This window comes from Acinetobacter sp. F9, assembly GCF_019195275.1.
Taxonomy (GTDB): Bacteria; Pseudomonadota; Gammaproteobacteria; order Pseudomonadales; family Moraxellaceae; genus Acinetobacter; species Acinetobacter pseudolwoffii.
Window position 1 is genome coordinate 546218 of record NZ_CP078068.1, and the last position, 17597, is coordinate 563814.

At 43.5% G+C, this 17597-nt stretch carries 20 protein-coding genes; 5 read left to right on the forward strand and 15 right to left on the reverse strand.

The genetic code is table 11. The features are described from left to right. The first annotated feature begins 27 nt into the window (after positions 1-27). Positions 28-243 carry a 30S ribosomal protein S21 gene (rpsU, locus tag KT990_RS02640; protein ID WP_001136722.1) on the forward strand — a complete coding sequence of 72 codons (216 nt, stop codon included), beginning with the start codon at positions 28-30 and terminating at the stop codon, positions 241-243. A gap of 33 nt (positions 244-276) precedes the next feature. Further along, positions 277-723, forward strand: coding sequence for a GatB/YqeY domain-containing protein (locus tag KT990_RS02645; RefSeq protein WP_218209121.1), 447 nt, complete (start codon positions 277-279; stop codon positions 721-723). Between the two features lie 70 nt (positions 724-793). Here the strand turns inward: KT990_RS02645 and KT990_RS02650 are convergent, their stop codons facing one another. From KT990_RS02650 to KT990_RS02710, 13 genes are all read right to left on the reverse strand, one after another. Continuing rightward, positions 794-1153: a hypothetical protein gene (locus KT990_RS02650; protein WP_100355077.1), complete on the reverse strand. Its 360-nt coding sequence runs from the start codon at positions 1151-1153 to the stop codon at positions 794-796. Positions 1154-1262: 109 nt separating this feature from the next. Then, complete coding sequence (locus KT990_RS02655; protein ID WP_218209122.1) at positions 1263-2705, reverse strand: M48 family metalloprotease; 1443 nt, start codon at positions 2703-2705, stop codon at positions 1263-1265. A gap of 86 nt (positions 2706-2791) precedes the next feature. Beyond that, a complete protein-coding gene (locus tag KT990_RS02660) occupies positions 2792-3760 on the reverse strand; it encodes a 2-hydroxyacid dehydrogenase (RefSeq protein WP_218209123.1) in 969 nt (322 codons plus the stop codon). A gap of 21 nt (positions 3761-3781) precedes the next feature. Then, positions 3782-4423, reverse strand: a complete 642-nt coding sequence (locus KT990_RS02665; protein ID WP_100329781.1) for a hypothetical protein — start codon at positions 4421-4423, stop codon at positions 3782-3784. Positions 4424-4628: 205 nt separating this feature from the next. Further along, on the reverse strand, positions 4629-6518 hold the full coding sequence (locus tag KT990_RS02670) for a M48 family metalloprotease (protein WP_100355079.1): 1890 nt from the start codon (positions 6516-6518) through the stop codon (positions 4629-4631). 90 nt (positions 6519-6608) lie between these two features. After that, entirely contained in the window at positions 6609-8144 is a 1536-nt protein-coding gene (purF, locus tag KT990_RS02675; protein ID WP_218209124.1) for an amidophosphoribosyltransferase, read from the reverse strand. 24 nt (positions 8145-8168) lie between these two features. Beyond that, positions 8169-8750 carry a CvpA family protein gene (locus tag KT990_RS02680; protein WP_005096581.1) on the reverse strand — a complete coding sequence of 194 codons (582 nt, stop codon included), beginning with the start codon at positions 8748-8750 and terminating at the stop codon, positions 8169-8171. Positions 8751-8755: 5 nt separating this feature from the next. Beyond that, the gene (locus KT990_RS02685) at positions 8756-9757 is read right to left on the reverse strand and encodes a quinone-dependent dihydroorotate dehydrogenase (RefSeq protein ID WP_218209125.1); all 1002 of its coding nucleotides are present in this window, start codon (positions 9755-9757) and stop codon (positions 8756-8758) included. Positions 9758-9847: 90 nt separating this feature from the next. Beyond that, positions 9848-10327 (reverse strand): type II secretion system protein GspM, encoded by a 480-nt coding sequence (gene gspM, locus KT990_RS02690; RefSeq protein ID WP_005096579.1) that lies wholly within the window; start codon positions 10325-10327, stop codon positions 9848-9850. Next, positions 10327-11466 (reverse strand): type II secretion system protein GspL, encoded by a 1140-nt coding sequence (gene gspL, locus KT990_RS02695; RefSeq protein ID WP_218209126.1) that lies wholly within the window; start codon positions 11464-11466, stop codon positions 10327-10329. Before gspL ends, gspM begins: the two co-directional genes overlap by 1 nt. Positions 11467-11495: 29 nt before the next feature. Next, positions 11496-11951, reverse strand: a complete 456-nt coding sequence (gene sixA, locus KT990_RS02700; RefSeq protein WP_100358070.1) for a phosphohistidine phosphatase SixA — start codon at positions 11949-11951, stop codon at positions 11496-11498. A 78-nt stretch (positions 11952-12029) separates the two neighbouring features. Further along, on the reverse strand, positions 12030-13103 hold the full coding sequence (locus tag KT990_RS02705; RefSeq protein ID WP_005096576.1) for an NAD(P)H-dependent glycerol-3-phosphate dehydrogenase: 1074 nt from the start codon (positions 13101-13103) through the stop codon (positions 12030-12032). 33 nt (positions 13104-13136) lie between these two features. After that, the gene (locus KT990_RS02710; RefSeq protein ID WP_179999566.1) at positions 13137-13718 is read right to left on the reverse strand and encodes a nitroreductase family protein; all 582 of its coding nucleotides are present in this window, start codon (positions 13716-13718) and stop codon (positions 13137-13139) included. A gap of 265 nt (positions 13719-13983) precedes the next feature. On the opposite strand from KT990_RS02710, the gene KT990_RS02715 reads away from it, so the two are divergent. Further along, on the forward strand, positions 13984-14361 hold the full coding sequence (locus KT990_RS02715; protein ID WP_005096572.1) for a hypothetical protein: 378 nt from the start codon (positions 13984-13986) through the stop codon (positions 14359-14361). A gap of 59 nt (positions 14362-14420) precedes the next feature. Here the strand turns inward: KT990_RS02715 and rhlB are convergent, their stop codons facing one another. Both rhlB and KT990_RS02725 read right to left on the reverse strand, forming a co-directional pair. Continuing rightward, positions 14421-15572, reverse strand: coding sequence for an ATP-dependent RNA helicase RhlB (gene rhlB / locus KT990_RS02720; protein ID WP_005096570.1), 1152 nt, complete (start codon positions 15570-15572; stop codon positions 14421-14423). Positions 15573-15673: 101 nt separating this feature from the next. Continuing rightward, entirely contained in the window at positions 15674-15889 is a 216-nt protein-coding gene (locus KT990_RS02725) for a cold-shock protein (protein WP_004280099.1), read from the reverse strand. 385 nt (positions 15890-16274) lie between these two features. Here KT990_RS02725 and KT990_RS02730 point away from each other — a divergent pair, with 385 nt between their 5' ends. Together KT990_RS02730 and rpoH are read left to right on the forward strand one after the other, a co-directional pair. After that, positions 16275-16508, forward strand: a complete 234-nt coding sequence (locus KT990_RS02730; RefSeq protein WP_227523968.1) for a sulfurtransferase TusA family protein — start codon at positions 16275-16277, stop codon at positions 16506-16508. A 136-nt stretch (positions 16509-16644) separates the two neighbouring features. Then, a complete protein-coding gene (gene rpoH, locus KT990_RS02735; RefSeq protein WP_005096567.1) occupies positions 16645-17514 on the forward strand; it encodes an RNA polymerase sigma factor RpoH in 870 nt (289 codons plus the stop codon). Positions 17515-17597 lie beyond the last annotated feature (83 nt).

The following is a 17597-nucleotide window of genomic DNA, read 5'->3' on the forward strand; positions in this document are numbered from 1 at the left end:
TTATCCATAACTTTATGAGGATTCTTCATGCCACAAGTTAAATTGAAAGAAGGCGAACCAGTAGACGTAGCTATCCGTCGTTTCAAACGTTCATGCGAAAAAGCGGGTGTTCTAGCTGACGTACGTAAGCGTGAATTCTACGAGAAACCAACTCAAGAACGTAAGCGCAAAAAAGCTGCTGCTGTTAAACGCTACCAAAAGAAATTGGCGCGTGAATCAGTACGTACGACTCGCCTTTACTAAGATTAATTTGTGATTGACTGCCTGGATTAAATAATGACGACTTTAAAAGACCAAATCATGGATGTTTTGAAAGCAACAATGCGTGCCAAAGAAATGTCCAAGCTGACGGTCATACGTGGTCTACAGGCGGCAATTAAGCAAATCGAAGTCGATGAGCGCAAAGAACTTGACGACGCTCAAGTTCTTGCGGTCATTGAAAAACAAATTAAACAACGTAAAGAATCGATCAAGGCCTTTGATGGTGCTGGTCGAGAAGATTTAGCTAGTAAGGAACAAGCCGAGGTTGAGGTGTTATCTCAATTTCTACCAGAAGCTATGACTGAGGAAGAACTTGATTCCATCATTGCGCAAACGATTGCAGCGCAAGAAGCTACTAGCATGAAAGATATGGGTAAGGTGATGAATTCTCTGCGTCCGCTCATAGCCGGGCGCGCCGATCCTGCACAAGTTTCAGCTAAAATTAAAGCGAAACTTGCTTAATCCCACTTCTCTAATATTCGATCTTTAACGTTGAACTGACTTTTTATAAAAGACAGTTCTTAACGTATTCTTATTGCAAATAACAGTCAACCTGATAACGTTTCAGCAATTGCATCTCTTTTGAAGATTTCACTTCTATAATCACATCCTGTTTAGTTATCTTCTGAAATTGACGATCCAGATAGGCACGATTTTGGTCAGCCGCCTGATATAAGCGATCGGCATAACGTTGCACAATACTACAAAAATGTGAATTCTGTGCTGCGCTAAAACCTTGTTGCTGCGGATTCAAACCACCCAAGAATTGACGCGATTCCTTTTTATAGTCAGCATTAATACGCTCTACCGCGTCTACATACTCAACAGCACTCGCAGCAAATACCGCATAACTCCACCCCAATAGACAGATGCCCAATAATATTTTCTTCATAGCATGCTTCAGATTTAATCGCACTGATCATTAAAAAAAGATTGTAGCCCGATTCAGTATATCCTGACCATATCATCCTGATATAAAAAGCTTAAAACCTGACTAAGGCTTAAATTTTATATTGACGTGCCTGCTGCATCTGTTTCAGGCGTTGGTTAATGGTTGCCGATAAAGATTGATTATTTTTCACTGTACGCTGTGCATGTAATAATGACTTGATGGCGGTTTCTTCATAACCGGACCAGTATTCTACTTCTGCACGATAACGCAGCACATTGGCGGCCTTGATTGCCGATGCAGGCTCTGCATTGGTCGCCAGTTGCATCAGTCGCCAGCCGCTCACATCGCGGGAATTGGCATTCAAAAACTTTTGTACAATTTGTTTAGCTTGATCAGGTTGCTGGGCACGAATCAAGACTTCTGCATATTTATAATTGAGCGCACGATTTTCCGGCATGATCCGCGCTGCCGAAGCCACACTTTTCAGCGCTGCATTCAACTGGTTCCGACCTAAGTAAATATCAGTCTGAAACAAGACCAATAAAGGATGCATCTGGTTATGCTTTTTCGCCTGATCTAAAGCAGCCTGTGCGGCCTGAAAATCACTTTGCTGTATCTGGTAGGCAGCCAAAGCAAGCTGACCGGCAAAATTATTCTGCCGATTCATCAAACTGAGCTGTTCCTCACTGGTCTGGCGAGACAGCACCCTGCTATACCATTTGATAATCTCAAAGTCCGGATCATTCAGCTTAGGTTTGACCGTAGGCAGTTGATTGGCACGTAAACGCGCTTCACTCATACGCTCAGTCGTCAGTGGATGGGTAAACCAGAAATCCGGCAGGAAGCTTAAGCGACTGGTCGAGCGATGCATGACTTCGAAGAAGTCTGCCATACTATGCGGGTTATAGCCGGAACGATACATGTATTGCATGCCAATTCGGTCTGCTTCACGCTCCTGATTACGACTATAAGTCAGCTGTTTATCCATCAACGCGGCTTGCGAACCCATCATCACCGCAGCACCCGCATCACCATCCGCCTGAGAGGCCACCAACGCCCCGACCAAAATTCCGGCCAATGCCAGCAAACCCTGCCCCTTAAAAGCATCTTGAGAGCGACTGTAATGACGTTGTGTGACATGTGCAATTTCATGCGCCATCACCCCCGCCACTTCATCCATATTTCGGGCTGAATTGATTAAACCAGCATTAAGAGCAAACAGCCCTCCCGGCACAGCAAAAGCATTAATTTGTGGATCATTAATCACCAGCAAACCAATGGGCTGTTGTAACTGAGTCTGACTGAGAATATGAGAAAATACCGACAGCAGCTGGTCTTCCAGCCATGGATTCTGCATGACTGGCATTTGCTTATGCACTTCGCGATAGACTTTTTCACCGATCATTCTTTCTTTTTGCTGATCGAGTAAACCCACGCCTGTACCAATATCAGGCACAGAAAAGTGTGCAGTCGCTTGATTAAAATCATGGCTAGAGCTATGCCCTGTCACCATGCACATCGTTAAGCCACACGCCAACGCCAATCGTTTCAATGAAAAATCTCTAAATCTATTGTTCTAAGCTGCCTTGAATATAGCATTGAAAAATGGGCATATACGCAAGAAAATGTTATTTAATATTATTGAAACTCAGGATTAACCACATAGCGTGGCACTCGCCCTTCTAAAGCATCCACCAGATTCTGATAGGCCAATTCGGCCATTTTTTTACGGGTTGCAGCCGTCGCAGAACCCAAATGTGGCAATGTAACCACATTGTCCAACTGAAATAATTCAGATTCTTTTAAAGGTTCTTTCTGATAGACATCGAGACCGGCAGCAAAAATCTGCTTGGCTTTTAAAGCGTCAATTAAAGCCTGCTCATCAATGACTGAGCCACGTGAAATATTCACCAATACCGCATGTGGTTGCATTTTTTCCAACTCAGCCGCTGCAATCAGCGCTTTAGAATCAGCATTTAAGTCAACCGCAATAACGACAAAGTCGGAACGCTGTAATAGTTCATCTAAGTCAGAATACTGTGCATTCAGGCCTTGGGCCAATTCTGGTTTTTCACGGCGATTATGGTACAGAATATTCATATTGAAACCATAAAAACCACGACGTGCAACTGCAGCTCCAATATGACCCAGACCGATAATACCTAAAGTTTTTCCAAAAATATCCAGACCAAATTGTGCTTCACCGACAGTACGCTGCCATTGTCCTTGTTTGGTCCAGTGATCCAGATAAGCCACTTTACGTGCCGCAGACATCAACAATGTAAAAGCCAGATCTGCCGTGGTTTCAGTCAGTACATGCGGGGTATGGCTGAGATAGATATTTTTTTCATTTAAATAATCAAGTTCATAGTTGTCATAACCGACACTGACACTAGAAATGACTTTAAGCCGGGTGGCAGTCACCAGATTGTCACGATTCAGCAATCGACCTGCACCAATCATGCCATCGGCATCCTGAACCTCCTGCAAAAGCTGCCGGTTCACATCGCCTAACTTGGGTTGTATATAAGCGACATCATAATGTTGTTCAAGTTTATTTTGAATATCAGCATCGATCTGACTAAATACAACCACTTTTTGTTTCATATTTTTTATTCCAAACTCATATTATTTCAAGCTGGCAGACCTATTTTGCATAAACTGCCATAAACGTTTTTTCAGAATTGGCTGATCTAGCATTTCCTGTAAAGAAGCCAACTGGATTATTTTACTATTTGAAATATAAGGTACAGTTCCCAAAAAAATAATATTTTTCTCGGCACTCATCCCATCGAGAAAACCCTGAATATAAGAGTCCACACCGCGCCCATCCTGAACATTGGCCCAAGGAAATGGCCAGTTCAGCTCACAAAACTCGCTGACCACTGCACGCTGGATATTCGTCCATAAATTCTGGGTTTCTTCAGTCATTGCAGTCGCATCAATCACAATACTGCAATGGGCCAGACTTAAAATCTGCAAACTAAATGGCAGAATTTGTATGATTTCACGCTGTTCCTGAACCAGTACTGGCGTGGGCACTGATACCACAGGCATGACTTCAGCTTCGGGCTGAATAACCGGCTCAGGAATTGATAGATCTGTAAATACCTCGGGCTGCTTGGACTGAGGCAAGACAATGTCACTGTGAAATTCTGGTGCAGCCTGATCACGCCAGATCGAGACCTGATGTGGCTGACATGCGCTGTCCCTAGGAATCCAGAGATCAATTCCTAATGTTGCCAGTATGTCACGCTGATGCCCTATCATCTTTTCATCATCACCAATTTCAGGCTGAACATTTTAGCCGGATTGCCTCTACTTTGCCGAACTTTTTCCGCTTTTCTTTTTTATCCTGATGGATTCTAATACAAAGTCGATCTGCCTGCTAAAAACTGTACTTTTAATACTCAATTAAATCACTGCCTCTGTTATAACAGATGCAGTTTCAAACTGTGAATTGTTGTCTTCTTTTTTACATAATGGTTAAACTGTTTTTCTTCAACATTTGTTGAATAATCTGCTCTGCCTCAAAACCCAAGCGCCAATAAAGCAGTTCCATCACATCCAGTTCGTCCTGAGTCACAATACGGTCGCTCCACAAACAGGCTTCTGCGATACCCAAAATCCCGAGACGTTCACGCAGTAAAAGTCCCGCAATATCATTCAGAATTTCCGCCAGATCAATCGGCTCATCAGAAATTTCATTGTATAAGTCCAATTCTCGAGCCGACAAAATCCGGTTTAAAATGCGTTCGCGAACCTCAAGCTGGTTTCCGCTATTAATCTGCTGCACATGCAACAAGGCATCAATCAGACGCACAATCTGGGGCTTAACTTCATCCAAAGCTGTTGGAATATGTGCGGGCAATAGATTCAGTTCATATTTGACACATTCCAGCAATAAGGCATCGAGCAAGCCAATTTCACCATCTTCCTGAATAATTCGTGCCAGTTTCATCAAAAACTGACGTGCAACTGTGGTGGGCATCCCGCCAATATTCTTACAAGCTTGCTGGAAAATCGAAATATGCACCCGCCCATCCAGATTCAGCAGTGAATCTACAATGGCGCGGCTCACCTCAGCCTCAGTCGGAATAAATTCACGATATTGACGAATCATCAAAATGGCAACCATGACTTCACGCGAGCCGGTCGCCGTCTGCAATGCACGTTCAAGCAACTCCGGACGCGGCATACTCAGCCGCAGCTCTGGATTCAGTGGCTTGATCGCATCTTTAATTGCAAAGCTGATTGGAGATAGACGCAACAACGGCAGAGGCTGTGGCGAACTCCAGCTCATCGCAGTCTCGGGCACCACTTCTTCCAGAGAACGAAATAAACTGAATAAAGGCTGATTCTTGAGTTTCTTCAAGTTCTCGAGCTGCAAATCCTGAATCAGGGCAGGATTTAATTCATAAATTCGTTGATTAATATTTGGGTGAATATTCAACCAGTTTTGCGGACTCAAGGAATTGGCAAAACACATATGGGAAATGGATTCGGCATATTCACTATAGATTTGCGAACCGGAATGATGCACATGAATTCTGAGTAAAGTCTGGATATTGGCATCATTTTGAATCAGGCGGCGAGTTTTCTGGTCATTCTTAAAAGTGCGTCCACCCAGTGAAATATATTTAATAAAGCGTGTGATCAATACCCCCAAACTGCCAATCAGCCAGATTACTGCGCCAATTGCGACATAAAAGGTTTCAAACTTATTTTCACGTCGAATACCAGTTCGATAGAAACCAGATTTGGCAATTTTGCTGCCCCACTGGCTAAAGGTGGTTAAACTGCTATACAAAATTTTTAAGCGGGTATTTTCCGCAGTTTCACCCGACAGAATTTTATTAAATTCGTGACTGAGTAAACCATACAGCTCGACTTTATCCAGAGTTTGTACCGCACCCCAAGTCAGAATAATCGCGGTATCTCGCGGGCTAAAACCCGCCGTCAGCGTATTAACTCCAACTTCATCGGGCAGTACATACACCGCCGGAGGTTCAATTAAAAAGGTATCGGCCAGCTGCTGGGTAATTTGCAGTGCCGCACTTTCCTCAGGAATACTTTCCATCGGGCTGAGACGGCGCGCACCCATCTGTTTTGCCAGCGAATAACCGCCATTCCGGAAAAGATAAAATTCATAGATGACCGAGATCAGCATCACACATAACAGCAACGCAATCAGATAAGGACTGAGCATATGCCAGAAAATAGACTGGGTAGAATCAACATAAAAAACGAATAGACCAACAACGGTATTGATAATAAAAATAGTTAACAGCACAGCAATCAAGCAGAAGCTTACAGGCAATACGATATTCTTGTTTTTTATAAAATCATATCCTACGTTGCGCAATGTAGAACCCTAGTTAAGATTATTTTCAATGGGTTCATCATAAAACAAAAAAGCGGGAAATTCCCGCTTTTTCATGATGATTTTAAGCGCTTAGACTTCACGTACGCCAGTTAAATCCACAGAAGCTGCATCGATATTCACATCGATGTAATTCCCTTCTTTCATGGCACTGTCACTACGTTTTTGCTGTAGATCATCCAGATACTGCGCATCAATACCACCCGCGACATAAACGCCGTCAAATACCGAACAGTCAAAATCTTTCAGATCTGGCACTTTGGTGGTTCGAACTGCATCTTTTAAATCTTCCAGATCCTGGAACACCAAACGGTCTGCACCAATAATTTCACGAATTTCTTCAACGCTACGATCTGAGGCAATTAGCTCTGATTTTGCCGGCATATCGATACCGTACACGTTTGGATATTTCACCATCGGTGCTGCGGAAGCAAAGAAGACTTTTTTCGCACCAGAATCACGTGCCATCTGGATAATTTCATTACAGGTCGTACCACGCACAATCGAGTCATCGACCAATAGTACGTTTTTACCCTTAAATTCAAGCTCAACCGGGTTCAGTTTTTGACGTACCGATTTTTTACGTAGTTGCTGACCTGGCATAATAAAAGTACGACCGATATAACGGTTTTTCATGAAACCTTCACGGAATTTCACACCCAGCATATTGGCAAGTTCCAATGCAGAAGTACGTGAAGTATCCGGAATCGGAATCACCACATCGATATCATGCTCTTCACCCCACTCGCGCAGAATTTTTTGCGCCAGCTTCTCACCCATTTTCAGACGTGCTTTATACACCGAGATTCCATCAATAATGGCATCCGGACGGGCAAAATACACATATTCAAAAACACATGGACGATATTCAGGATTGCTCGCACATTGCTTGGTAAAGAAATTACCTTGTAAATCGATAAATACCGCTTCACCTGGCTGAATATCACGCTCAACTTTGAAGCCCAGCGCAGTAATCGCAACCGATTCAGAAGCTATGATATATTCCATGCCCTGTTCAGTTTCACGTGAACCGTAAATCAGTGGACGGATACCATTCGGATCACGGAAGCCCACCAGACCTTGTCCGGTAATCATTGCTACCACACCATAAGCGCCTTTACAACGCTCATGCACACGTGTTACCGCATGGAAAATATCTTCCGAAGTCGGCACCAATTTGCCATGTTTTTGCAATTCATGCGCTAGCACGTTTAGCAGCACTTCTGAATCAGAATCCGTGTTCATATGACGCAAGTCAGTTTTGAACAGGTCATCGTGAATTTCTTCGGCATTGGTCAAATTACCGTTATGCGCCAAGGTAATTCCATACGGCGAGTTCACATAAAATGGCTGTGCTTCTGCACTGCTCGATGAACCGGCTGTTGGATAACGCACATGACCAATCCCGTAATTTCCTTTCAAGGCACGCATATGACGGGTATGAAATACATCACGCACCATCCCATTGTCTTTACGAAGGAACAGACGCCCTTCATCACATGTCACGATCCCAGCTGCATCTTGTCCACGATGTTGTAACATCGTTAATGCATCAAACAACATTTGGTTAACGGGTGATTTACCAGCTATACCAACTACTCCACACATAGCAACCTCGCAGACAAGCTAGGATTAATAAAAAGGATTATTTGTAGACTCATCTGCAGCTCCAGATTTGGACGATGTTTCAGATGATACAGCTGAAGGTTTCGATGTCCCTTCAGGCTTGATATGTTGTAGTGCGCCATTCGCGGCGTCTTTCGACATTTGAGTCGCCCAAGGCGCATAAGGCAATAAGGCTTGAATAAACTTGGACTGTTTCCAGTGCGGTGAGCTTTCTACCCACGGGCCAATCCCCTGCATGGTAATCAGCACAATCAGCAAACCTTTGAGGCTACCAAAGACACCACCGGCCAGACGGTTGAGAGGACCCAGTTTAAGACTCTTTAAAATACGGTTCAACAGTGCAGTAACGATCCAGGTCAGAACTACAATCAGCAGGACGATAAAGGCGAAGGCCGCAATCTTTTGTACAACTGGATCTGTACTCAGAGCAACCATAGACGGCGCAAGTAGCGTTGAATATTTTGCCGCAACAATCAGGGCAAAGATCCATCCCACTAAGTTCGCAAAGGCTTTAATAAATCCTTGACGCAAACCGTTGAGCCCTCCAATGAGCAAGATAATCAGTAGAAAGATATCAATGGCATTCATAGGATTTAAAGTGCGTCTACACAATCTTTTACAAGTTTAGGTCCAGTATAGATGAGGCCACTATAAACCTGTACAAGGCTGGCGCCTGCCTGTTTTTTGGCAACAGCATCTGCACCTGAAAGAATACCACCCACACCAATCAATGGAATTTGTCCTTTTAATACCGCAGCAAATGCAGCCAGACATGCGGTACTTTTCTCAAATACCGGCGCGCCAGACAAACCGCCCGCTTCTTCTGCATGCTCCAGACCCTCTACACCTTCACGTGACAGTGTGGTATTGGTCACGATCAGACCATCGATCTTGAATTGCAATAACTGTTTGGCAATAAAGGCAATATCGCTGTTATCCAGATCAGGCGCCACTTTCAGTACCAAAGGTACATAATGCTGGTATTCCTGAGCCAATTCAAGCTGACGCTTCTTCAATGTTTCCAGCAGTTCGGTGAGTGCATCACCACTTTGCAGGCTGCGCAGGTTTTTGGTATTGGGAGAAGAAATATTGACGGTAATATAAGAAGCATAATTATAGACTTTTTCTAAACAGATGAGGTAATCATCTACTGCTTTTTCTACCGGAGTATCAGCGTTTTTACCGATATTAATACCGAGAATGCCTTTGAATTTGGCCGCTTTGACATTTTCAACCAGCTGATCCACGCCATCATTGTTAAAGCCCATACGGTTAATAATGGCTTTGGCCTGTGGCAAACGAAATAAACGCGGATGAGGATTGCCGGCTTGCGGTCTCGGGGTAATGGTACCAATTTCAATAAAACCAAAACCTTGACCAGCAAGGGCATCAATATAAGCACCATTTTTGTCTAAACCTGCCGCAAGACCTACTGGATTGGGAAATTCGATTCCCATACAAGTCACAGGTTTCGCAGCAACATTTTGACGCATCAAGCCCATTTTATAGGATGATTTTAATAGTGATAGTGTCAGCTCATGTGCACGCTCTGGTGCTAAAGAAAACAACAAAGGGCGGGCTAGAGAATACAACATATCTAGAAAAGTCTACTGCTTTTTAAGTCGGCATATTATAGGCATAGGCTGACAAAAAAACCATGCTTTGCAAATCTTTATTTTTACCGTTTATTGCACGGTCGCGGTTAATTTAATCTGTCCTGCTTCATTATTTAGTTCCATTTTCTCAACACTTAGACCCATTTGTGCCAGTTGAGTCAGGAAGTTTGCCAATACTGCATAATTTTCATGCATGACTGCCAATTGAATTTTCCCATCTATTTGCTGCGATGCAACCGAAAGACCTTGTTGCTGTGCCACCCGCTGTACTTTCTCTGCGGCATCCAGCTGCATGTCTCCAGCAGGTTTCATGGTGACTGCATTACTTTGCATCCAGACAATGGTATCTTTCAGCTGATTTAAACGTTTCTGCTGGGTGTCTGCTGCCTGATGCATATACCAGAGTGCTGAACTGACCGCAGCCACAACTACAAAAATAGTGGTAAAAATCACCAATACCCGTTCACGTGCCGAGAGACTGTCCAGATAATCCCTCAGTTTTTCAAAAGACTGATCCATGCGATTTTGTAGCGCTTCGATGGCTTTCATTATTGCACCCTCACCAGCCCAATGGCACCTGTTCCGCTGGCCTGAATATTCCCCAGCTCCACTTTAAAGCCTTGCTGACTCAATTGCTTGGTCAATGCATTTAGCATATCTGATGAATTGGCCTTGAGCTCCATACTCAACACAGACACATCATAATTGATCCGTTGTGCCACAATCTGGTTCTGCATCAAGACTGGCCCCACCCGGCTAATCAGCTGCAATGCCTGTGTATCGGCAATCTGGCTTTGACGCAACTGCCCTTCAAACTGGCTTTTGATATTCTGCTCAGTGACCGGATAATTTTGCCCAAACCAGTACTTGAACTGATCAACGGCCTGTGCAGCGGTCTGATTTGCCACTTTTTTGTATTGATACCAGCGCACCGCATCATAACCAAACTGTAAGACTAATATGCCCAGAAATACAGCTGCACATGCTTTCCAGTAACCGGAAATGGCACCTTCAGATTTGGCTTTGGGCAATACATTAAACGCATGCTGTTTAGGTTTTTTCAATACAGGAAGGACATACTGAAAAGATTCTAACTGCTCCTGTGTGACCAGTGCTTCTAGGCTACTTAACTGATCCTGACTCAGATTACTGACTTTATAATGCAAATCTTTGGGCTGATAATCCAGATACAGACTCAGATCATCCAGTGACTGGCCGATATATTCTGCTTCTCGTACCAACAAGCGCCCACCAATTTGGGTAATCATCCGCTGATTGGCTTCAGGAACCGGCAGCACCAAAAAGTCTGGCAGCAAAGCCGCCAGCTTGACGGGAATCAGGTTGAGAGAATACTGCAAGGTCTCGAGGGTCGAATTCGCAACCCCCATAATACTGACCTGATCAGGCTGCTGAAAATGATGCAGCACTTTCATGGCATCGACTGGCAGCACCACATACTCTTCAAGCAGATACTTGATGCCCTCATTGCCCATTTTTTTATATTGGCTCTTGGGCAAAGTCTGCTGCAAAATTTGCACATGACGGCTCGGGAAAAACACTACTGCTTCTTCGCCATGATGAGCCTGAATCTCCTGAATCAACTGCTCAAGTGTGGCCGCAGTGTTCCAGAATTCCCCAGTTGACCATTGCCAAACCCCATTGGCCTCAGGCATCCATAAATACAACATCGATTGTGTACTACCGTTTTAATTGGTTTTTATAATGTAGGAATAAAACTTTTAACTGTTGTCGACAAACCCGCGGCAATGACTGGCTGCGCATAGATACGTGCTTCTGCCAATGCATAGGGATGAAAAGACTCCGCCAGCAAAATAGAAGAAATGTGCGCCACCACATTCATATGACACACCACGGCAATTGATTCATAAGGCAGTTGCGACAACCATTCAACCGCGACCTTGGCATCATCATCGGGTTTAATCGCATTACAGATCACCACGGGTACATCTTGAAAATACTGCTGCAGATGAGCCAGGGTCTCTTGTGCACGCAATAAGGGACTCACCACAAATACTTCAGGCTTAATCATATTTTTTAAGAACTGTGCGGCTTGCTCAGCCTGCTGATGACCACGCTCCGTCAATGGACGCTTGCTATCATTGCCATTGACTGGTGGAGCAGCCTCACCATGTCGCACTAAAGTCAGTTGCATTGGGTTTCCTTATTTTCTTTTGCCTGCATGATAACTGGCCAATATGACAATTCACATACAGTCTCTTTGGGTTATAGATCAGACTTGATGATGTGGCAAGACAAATTCCACATCACTGCGATGACCATTTTTCATCAATGACAAGGCAATATTAAGTGGTGGTGCACCTTCAAAAATCACATCATACAAAGCAGAAGTAATTGGCATATAGACATCCAGTTCTTCGGAACGCGCCTTGACCTGTACGATGGTATTGATCCCTTCTGCAGTTTGACCCAGTTCAGTAGTAGCCTGCTCCAAAGTCTTGCCTTTGCCTAAGGCAAAACCAACCTGATAATTACGACTCAGCGGACTGCTACAAGTCGCAAATAAATCACCCACACCGGAAAGCCCGAGGAAAGTCAGCGGATTCGCGCCCAATTTTACCGCAAAACGGCTCATTTCGGCCAGTGCACGGGTCAGGATCATACTCTTGGTATTTTCACCCACGTTATACGCGGCTGCCATCCCCATCGCGACGGCATAGATATTTTTCAAGGCACCACCGAGTTCTACACCATGTACATCATCACTGGCAAAAACACGGAACAAGGCACTATGTAAGGCTTGCTGTACGGCATAACGTACCAGCTCAGATTCGCTGGCAATCACGGTTCCTGCCGGCTGACCTGCCACAATTTCCTTGGCGAGATTCGGCCCGGACAACACTCCATAAGGCACTTCTGGCAATACTTCCCGAATAATATCACTCATGAAGCTAAAAGTTTTGGCTTCAATCCCTTTGGTGAGTGAAATCACGGCTTGTGAGGTGATAAAAGGCTTGATTTGTTGCAGGACATCCCGAAAAGAATGACTTGGAATCGCGACTAAAATAATATCACGATCACGCACAGCCAGTTCCAGATCCGACACAGCCAGTAAGTTTTCTTCCAGCTGGAAATCTGGCAAATAACGTTTATTGATATGCGTGGCATTGATATCTGCCGCAACAGCTTCATCACGAATCCAGATCATGGTATTACAACCATTACGCACTGCGGTATTGGCCATTGCGGTACCAAAACTGCCCCCACCCAACACCGTGACTCTTAAAGCGGTCTTATGATCGACTGCAACCGGCTCGACCAGTGCTGAAAAATTTAATTCTGACATGTTATTTTTTAATACCCTGTTATACCGTGCAAATTAACCGTTCTGATTCCAATAACTTACAAAATTACTGGTCTGAATCTCTGCGCGTGCTGGAATTGCTTTTGCTGCAGTGCCAATATAAATAATACCCGAGACCAAATCATCTTTTGAAATTCCTAATGCCTGCTTAAACAGGCCAGACTCGACTACAGCACCACTGCGCCACATGGTCGAGAAACCCTGAACCTGGAGTGATAACAGAAAATTCTGTATGGCGGCACCTGAACTGAGAATCTGTTCAAAATGTGGAACTTTAGGATGATCTTGCAAACGCGTTAAAGCCAGCACCAATAGTGGCGCACGGAATGGATGATTCTTGACCCGTTCAATCTGTGCCGTTTCAGTTTCACCCAGATCGACCAGTGCCTGAGACAACAGCTCCCCAAATGCTTCACGCTGTGCATCAGGTATCACCACAAAGGTGGTGGGTTTCAACCGATGATGATCCGGTGCTGTCAATGCCGCCTGAAAAGCCAGCTCCAGCTGTTCTGCATTCGGTGCCGGTGCCAGCAAATGTCCTATTGATTGACGTTGGCGAATATTTTGATGAACGATGTCGACCACGGATTCCGTCATTGCTTTGTAGATCTATACTTAAAAACTGTTTTCAAGATTAGCATATTCCCGCTGTAATACTCTATAAACTTCACCGCGACTTAGCCGCAAAAATTACTCAAGTAACATTACAATATTTTTATTTTAATCAATGAAATGCTCAGTTGAATTACTTTTTTAGCATAGAGTCACACTAAAAATTTCCAAACTTATACAACAGCTCCAAACTCTGTGCGCTTTGCTATGCTCAAATAAACTTAATTCTGTTTTCACCCGAGATTTTATCATGAAAAAAACAATTGCGATCAGCGGATTAGCAGCTTCAGTTCTACTTTTAACTGCCTGCGCTTCTAACCCAACCTCACTGGCAATTCAGAAAGAAAACAATCAGTTTGAGGTTACCGGATTAGGTAAAAATCAACTAACTGCTAAAAATAATGCCATTAATGCTGCCAGCAAAACCTGTGGTTCGAAAGCTACTGCGATTATTATCGATGAAAAGACGGGTTATAACGGGGCATTAAAAGGTGTCGTTGATGATCAGACTGGACAAATGATTCAGGCAGCAGCGACTGTTTTAGGTAATATCGCAGGCACCAATACCGGTTTAAACCAGAATGATGACTATCAAACCATTTTGACTTTCCGTTGTCAGGCCAAATAAGTCCAGATCACATGGTCATAAAAAAAACCGCTCTTCAAGAGCGGTTTTTTTAATCTGGATTAGCAATAACCTTCCAGACGGGTCAAAGGCAATTTCTGTCCAATCGCCTTCTCAATTTCTGGTAGATAGAACGCATCATCTTCGGCAAGGAAACTAATACTCACACCACGTGTTCCCGCACGGCCAGTACGTCCAATACGATGTACATAATCATCTGACTGTTCAGGTAAAGTGAAGTTCACCACATGTGAAACACCATCCACATGAATACCACGACCCGCAACATCTGTTGCAATCATAATGTTGTGCTTACCATTCTTGAACTGGTCTAGCATTTTTAGACGCTTGTCTTGAGCAATCTCACCAGACAGCATGACCACCTTATAACCATCACGTTTTAAATGATCATAAAGCTTACGCACCTGATCACGACGGTTGGCGAAAATCATCACCTTTTCAATCGGCTCATCACGCAAGATTTCTTGCAACAGTTTATATTTATCGGCCTTAGCCACCATATACACCCGTTGCTCGACATCGGCATTGGTTTTCTTTTCCGGTTCAATTTCAACTGTGACCGGTTCAAATAACCATTGCTGGGCCAAATTTAGTACATCATAGCTGAATGTTGCAGAGAACATTAAAGTCTGACGTTGCTCCTTACGCGGCGAAAAACGCACAATGCGTTTCACTGAAGGAATAAAGCCCATATCGAGTAGACGATCCGCTTCATCAATGACCAGAAATTCAATCTGATCCAGCCAGACTTCTTTTTGCTCGACAAAATCGATCAAACGACCGGGTGTCGCGACCATAATATCGACAGGTGCTTTATTTAGTTGATTCTTTTGCTTGTCAAAATCTACACCACCCAGCAAAGTCACGACATTGAGACCGGCATATTTGGCCAGATCCTGTGCATCGCTTTCAATTTGCAGTGCCAGTTCACGGGTCGGTGCCAAAATCAGGGCACGCGGTTCACCACGATAACGCTGCTCCTGAATTGGGTTATTTAATAGATCATTCATGATACTAATTAAAAAAGCTGCAGTTTTACCTGTACCTGTCTGTGCGCGGCCAATGGCATCATGTCCTGCCAGCGTGAATTTTAAAACCTTCTGCTGGATAGGCGTCATGGTGGTAAAGCCTAAAGCATCAATCGCTTTTTTTAGATTGGGATGTAAATTTAAGGTTTCAAAACCAGATGACATAAAGCGGTGCTCTACTTGGGTAATCACTAAGATGGGGATAGTATAAACAAAAAACGCCCCAAGTTATATTGGAGCGTTTTCTTTTTAGCTTAATCCGAAGATTAGTCTAATGGTTGAACTTCTTCAGCTTGAAAGCCTTTTTGGCCTTTAACAACACTGAATTCAACGCGTTGACCATCACGAAGTGAACGGTGGCCGTCACCTTGGATAGCACGGAAATGAACAAATACGTCATCACCGCCGTTACGTTGAATAAAGCCGAAGCCTTTAGTATCGTTAAACCACTTAACTACGCCTTGTTCGCGAGCAGCTGTCATAAGTTAATCCTCATTGAAACTAAAAGAAGGACCACCCGGTGTTGCAAACAGCAGAGCAAACAAGTTTGAAAATATTATTTTTAAGCTTGTAATCATTCTGTAAAACTATCAACAAAATCCCGGTTACATCCATTTATGTAATAGGGTGAAAAACAATCACTTTGTTTATTCAAAGTCCCAAATACGCAACGAGCTTAACATGGGTTTATCACAATTAATAGATTTTTTTTAGCATGTTCTGTTTGATTTAGTTATTTTTTTCATGAAAATTGTCAAAAGACTTTATATCTTCTTTTAGATTGTGATCTTTATTAAAGCAGTTTGGTTCCATGCGCTTCTTTGTTACTATTTATTGTCATTTTTTTGCTATATGAATGAAACCCTAATGTCGCAAGATCCAGAGCAATATTGTCTTATCGATGCCATGGGAAAACCCTGCCCGATGCCGCTATTAATGTTAAAACGGGCACTAAAGGCCGGTAATCAGAAAACTTTCTTGCTGAAATCCTCTGATCCACATAGTCAGACGGATATCAGCCGTTATTGCCAGATTCATCAACTCAAGCTTGAATCAAGAAAAATTTCTGATTCAGAGTTTCACTACTTGATTGAATCTTAAAAATTTTCAATTAAACTGTTTATCTTAGTTTCGTATACTTTTTTACATTTCTCTACCCAAATATCCATTATTTGCGGAGAGATTGGATTAAGATAAAACCTATGTTTAGGGTTATCCCGCACTTCAAGGAGAACACATGAGTGACAGCCGCAATCAGTTGATGCCCCTGTCATTATCGGCGCCAGGGGTCAACCTCGGTGCTTATATCAGCACTGTCAATCAGATTCCGATTTTAACGGCCGAACAAGAAAAAGAGTTGGCTGAACGCTATTACTATGACCAGGATTTAGATGCAGCAAAAATGCTGGTCATGTCACATTTGCGTTTTGTGGTGCATATTGCACGCAGTTATGCAGGTTATGGTCTGCCACAAGGCGACCTGATTCAGGAAGGCAACCTGGGTCTGATGAAAGCTGTAAAACGTTTTGACCCGAATATGGGCGTACGTTTGGTGTCATTTGCTGTGCACTGGATTAAGGCGGAAATTCATGAATATGTGATCCGTAACTGGCGTATTGTTAAAATCGCCACCACCAAAGCGCAACGTAAACTGTTTTTTAATCTGCGTAGCCTGAAAAAATCATCGAAAAAGTTGACCCTCGCAGAAGCACAGTCGATTGCCAATGATTTAAATGTCACACCAGAACAAGTTCTGGAGATGGAAGGCCGTTTGACGGCATATGATGCTGCTTTTGATGCTTCCGGCGATGACGATGATGAAGGTTCAACTTATGTTGCACCGGCTTTATATCTTGAAGATAACCGTTATGATCCGGCCCGTCTGATTGAAAATGAGGATTATGAGGAACAAAGTACCTCTGCTCTGCACGAAGCCATGGATCAGCTCGATGATCGTTCACGTAATATCTTGCAGCGCCGCTGGCTAGATGACGAGAAATCAACCCTGCATGAGCTGGCCGCCGAATATAACGTTTCCGCGGAACGTATTCGCCAACTCGAAAAAAATGCCATGGAAAAAATTAAAGTGGCGATGTCCTCCAATTAATACCAAATTCTGTTATTGATTTAATCTGAAAAAGCCTTCTTTGATGAAGGCTTTTTTATGTCCGAATTTTGAATTTATGCTAA

Bases quoted from the DNA above. Each gene is read 5' to 3' on its own strand.
- KT990_RS02710 (WP_179999566.1), bottom strand. From the start codon at position 13,718: ATGACGGAATCCGTGGTCGACATCGTTCATCAAAATATTCGCCAACGT.
- KT990_RS02730 (WP_227523968.1), top strand. From the start codon at position 16,275: ATGTCGCAAGATCCAGAGCAATATTGTCTTATCGATGCCATGGGAAAA.
- KT990_RS02645 (WP_218209121.1), top strand. From the start codon at position 277: ATGACGACTTTAAAAGACCAAATCATGGATGTTTTGAAAGCAACAATG.
- purF (WP_218209124.1), bottom strand. From the start codon at position 8,144: ATGTGTGGAGTAGTTGGTATAGCTGGTAAATCACCCGTTAACCAAATG.
- gspM (WP_005096579.1), bottom strand. From the start codon at position 10,327: ATGAAAGCCATCGAAGCGCTACAAAATCGCATGGATCAGTCTTTTGAA.
- sixA (WP_100358070.1), bottom strand. From the start codon at position 11,951: ATGCAACTGACTTTAGTGCGACATGGTGAGGCTGCTCCACCAGTCAAT.
- rpsU (WP_001136722.1), top strand. From the start codon at position 28: ATGCCACAAGTTAAATTGAAAGAAGGCGAACCAGTAGACGTAGCTATC.
- KT990_RS02705 (WP_005096576.1), bottom strand. From the start codon at position 13,103: ATGTCAGAATTAAATTTTTCAGCACTGGTCGAGCCGGTTGCAGTCGAT.
- KT990_RS02680 (WP_005096581.1), bottom strand. From the start codon at position 8,750: ATGAATGCCATTGATATCTTTCTACTGATTATCTTGCTCATTGGAGGG.
- KT990_RS02715 (WP_005096572.1), top strand. From the start codon at position 13,984: ATGAAAAAAACAATTGCGATCAGCGGATTAGCAGCTTCAGTTCTACTT.
- KT990_RS02650 (WP_100355077.1), bottom strand. From the start codon at position 1,153: ATGAAGAAAATATTATTGGGCATCTGTCTATTGGGGTGGAGTTATGCG.
- rhlB (WP_005096570.1), bottom strand. From the start codon at position 15,572: ATGTCATCTGGTTTTGAAACCTTAAATTTACATCCCAATCTAAAAAAA.
- KT990_RS02725 (WP_004280099.1), bottom strand. From the start codon at position 15,889: ATGACAGCTGCTCGCGAACAAGGCGTAGTTAAGTGGTTTAACGATACT.
- KT990_RS02685 (WP_218209125.1), bottom strand. From the start codon at position 9,757: ATGTTGTATTCTCTAGCCCGCCCTTTGTTGTTTTCTTTAGCACCAGAG.
- rpoH (WP_005096567.1), top strand. From the start codon at position 16,645: ATGAGTGACAGCCGCAATCAGTTGATGCCCCTGTCATTATCGGCGCCA.
- KT990_RS02660 (WP_218209123.1), bottom strand. From the start codon at position 3,760: ATGAAACAAAAAGTGGTTGTATTTAGTCAGATCGATGCTGATATTCAA.
- KT990_RS02665 (WP_100329781.1), bottom strand. From the start codon at position 4,423: ATGATAGGGCATCAGCGTGACATACTGGCAACATTAGGAATTGATCTC.
- gspL (WP_218209126.1), bottom strand. From the start codon at position 11,466: ATGTTGTATTTATGGATGCCTGAGGCCAATGGGGTTTGGCAATGGTCA.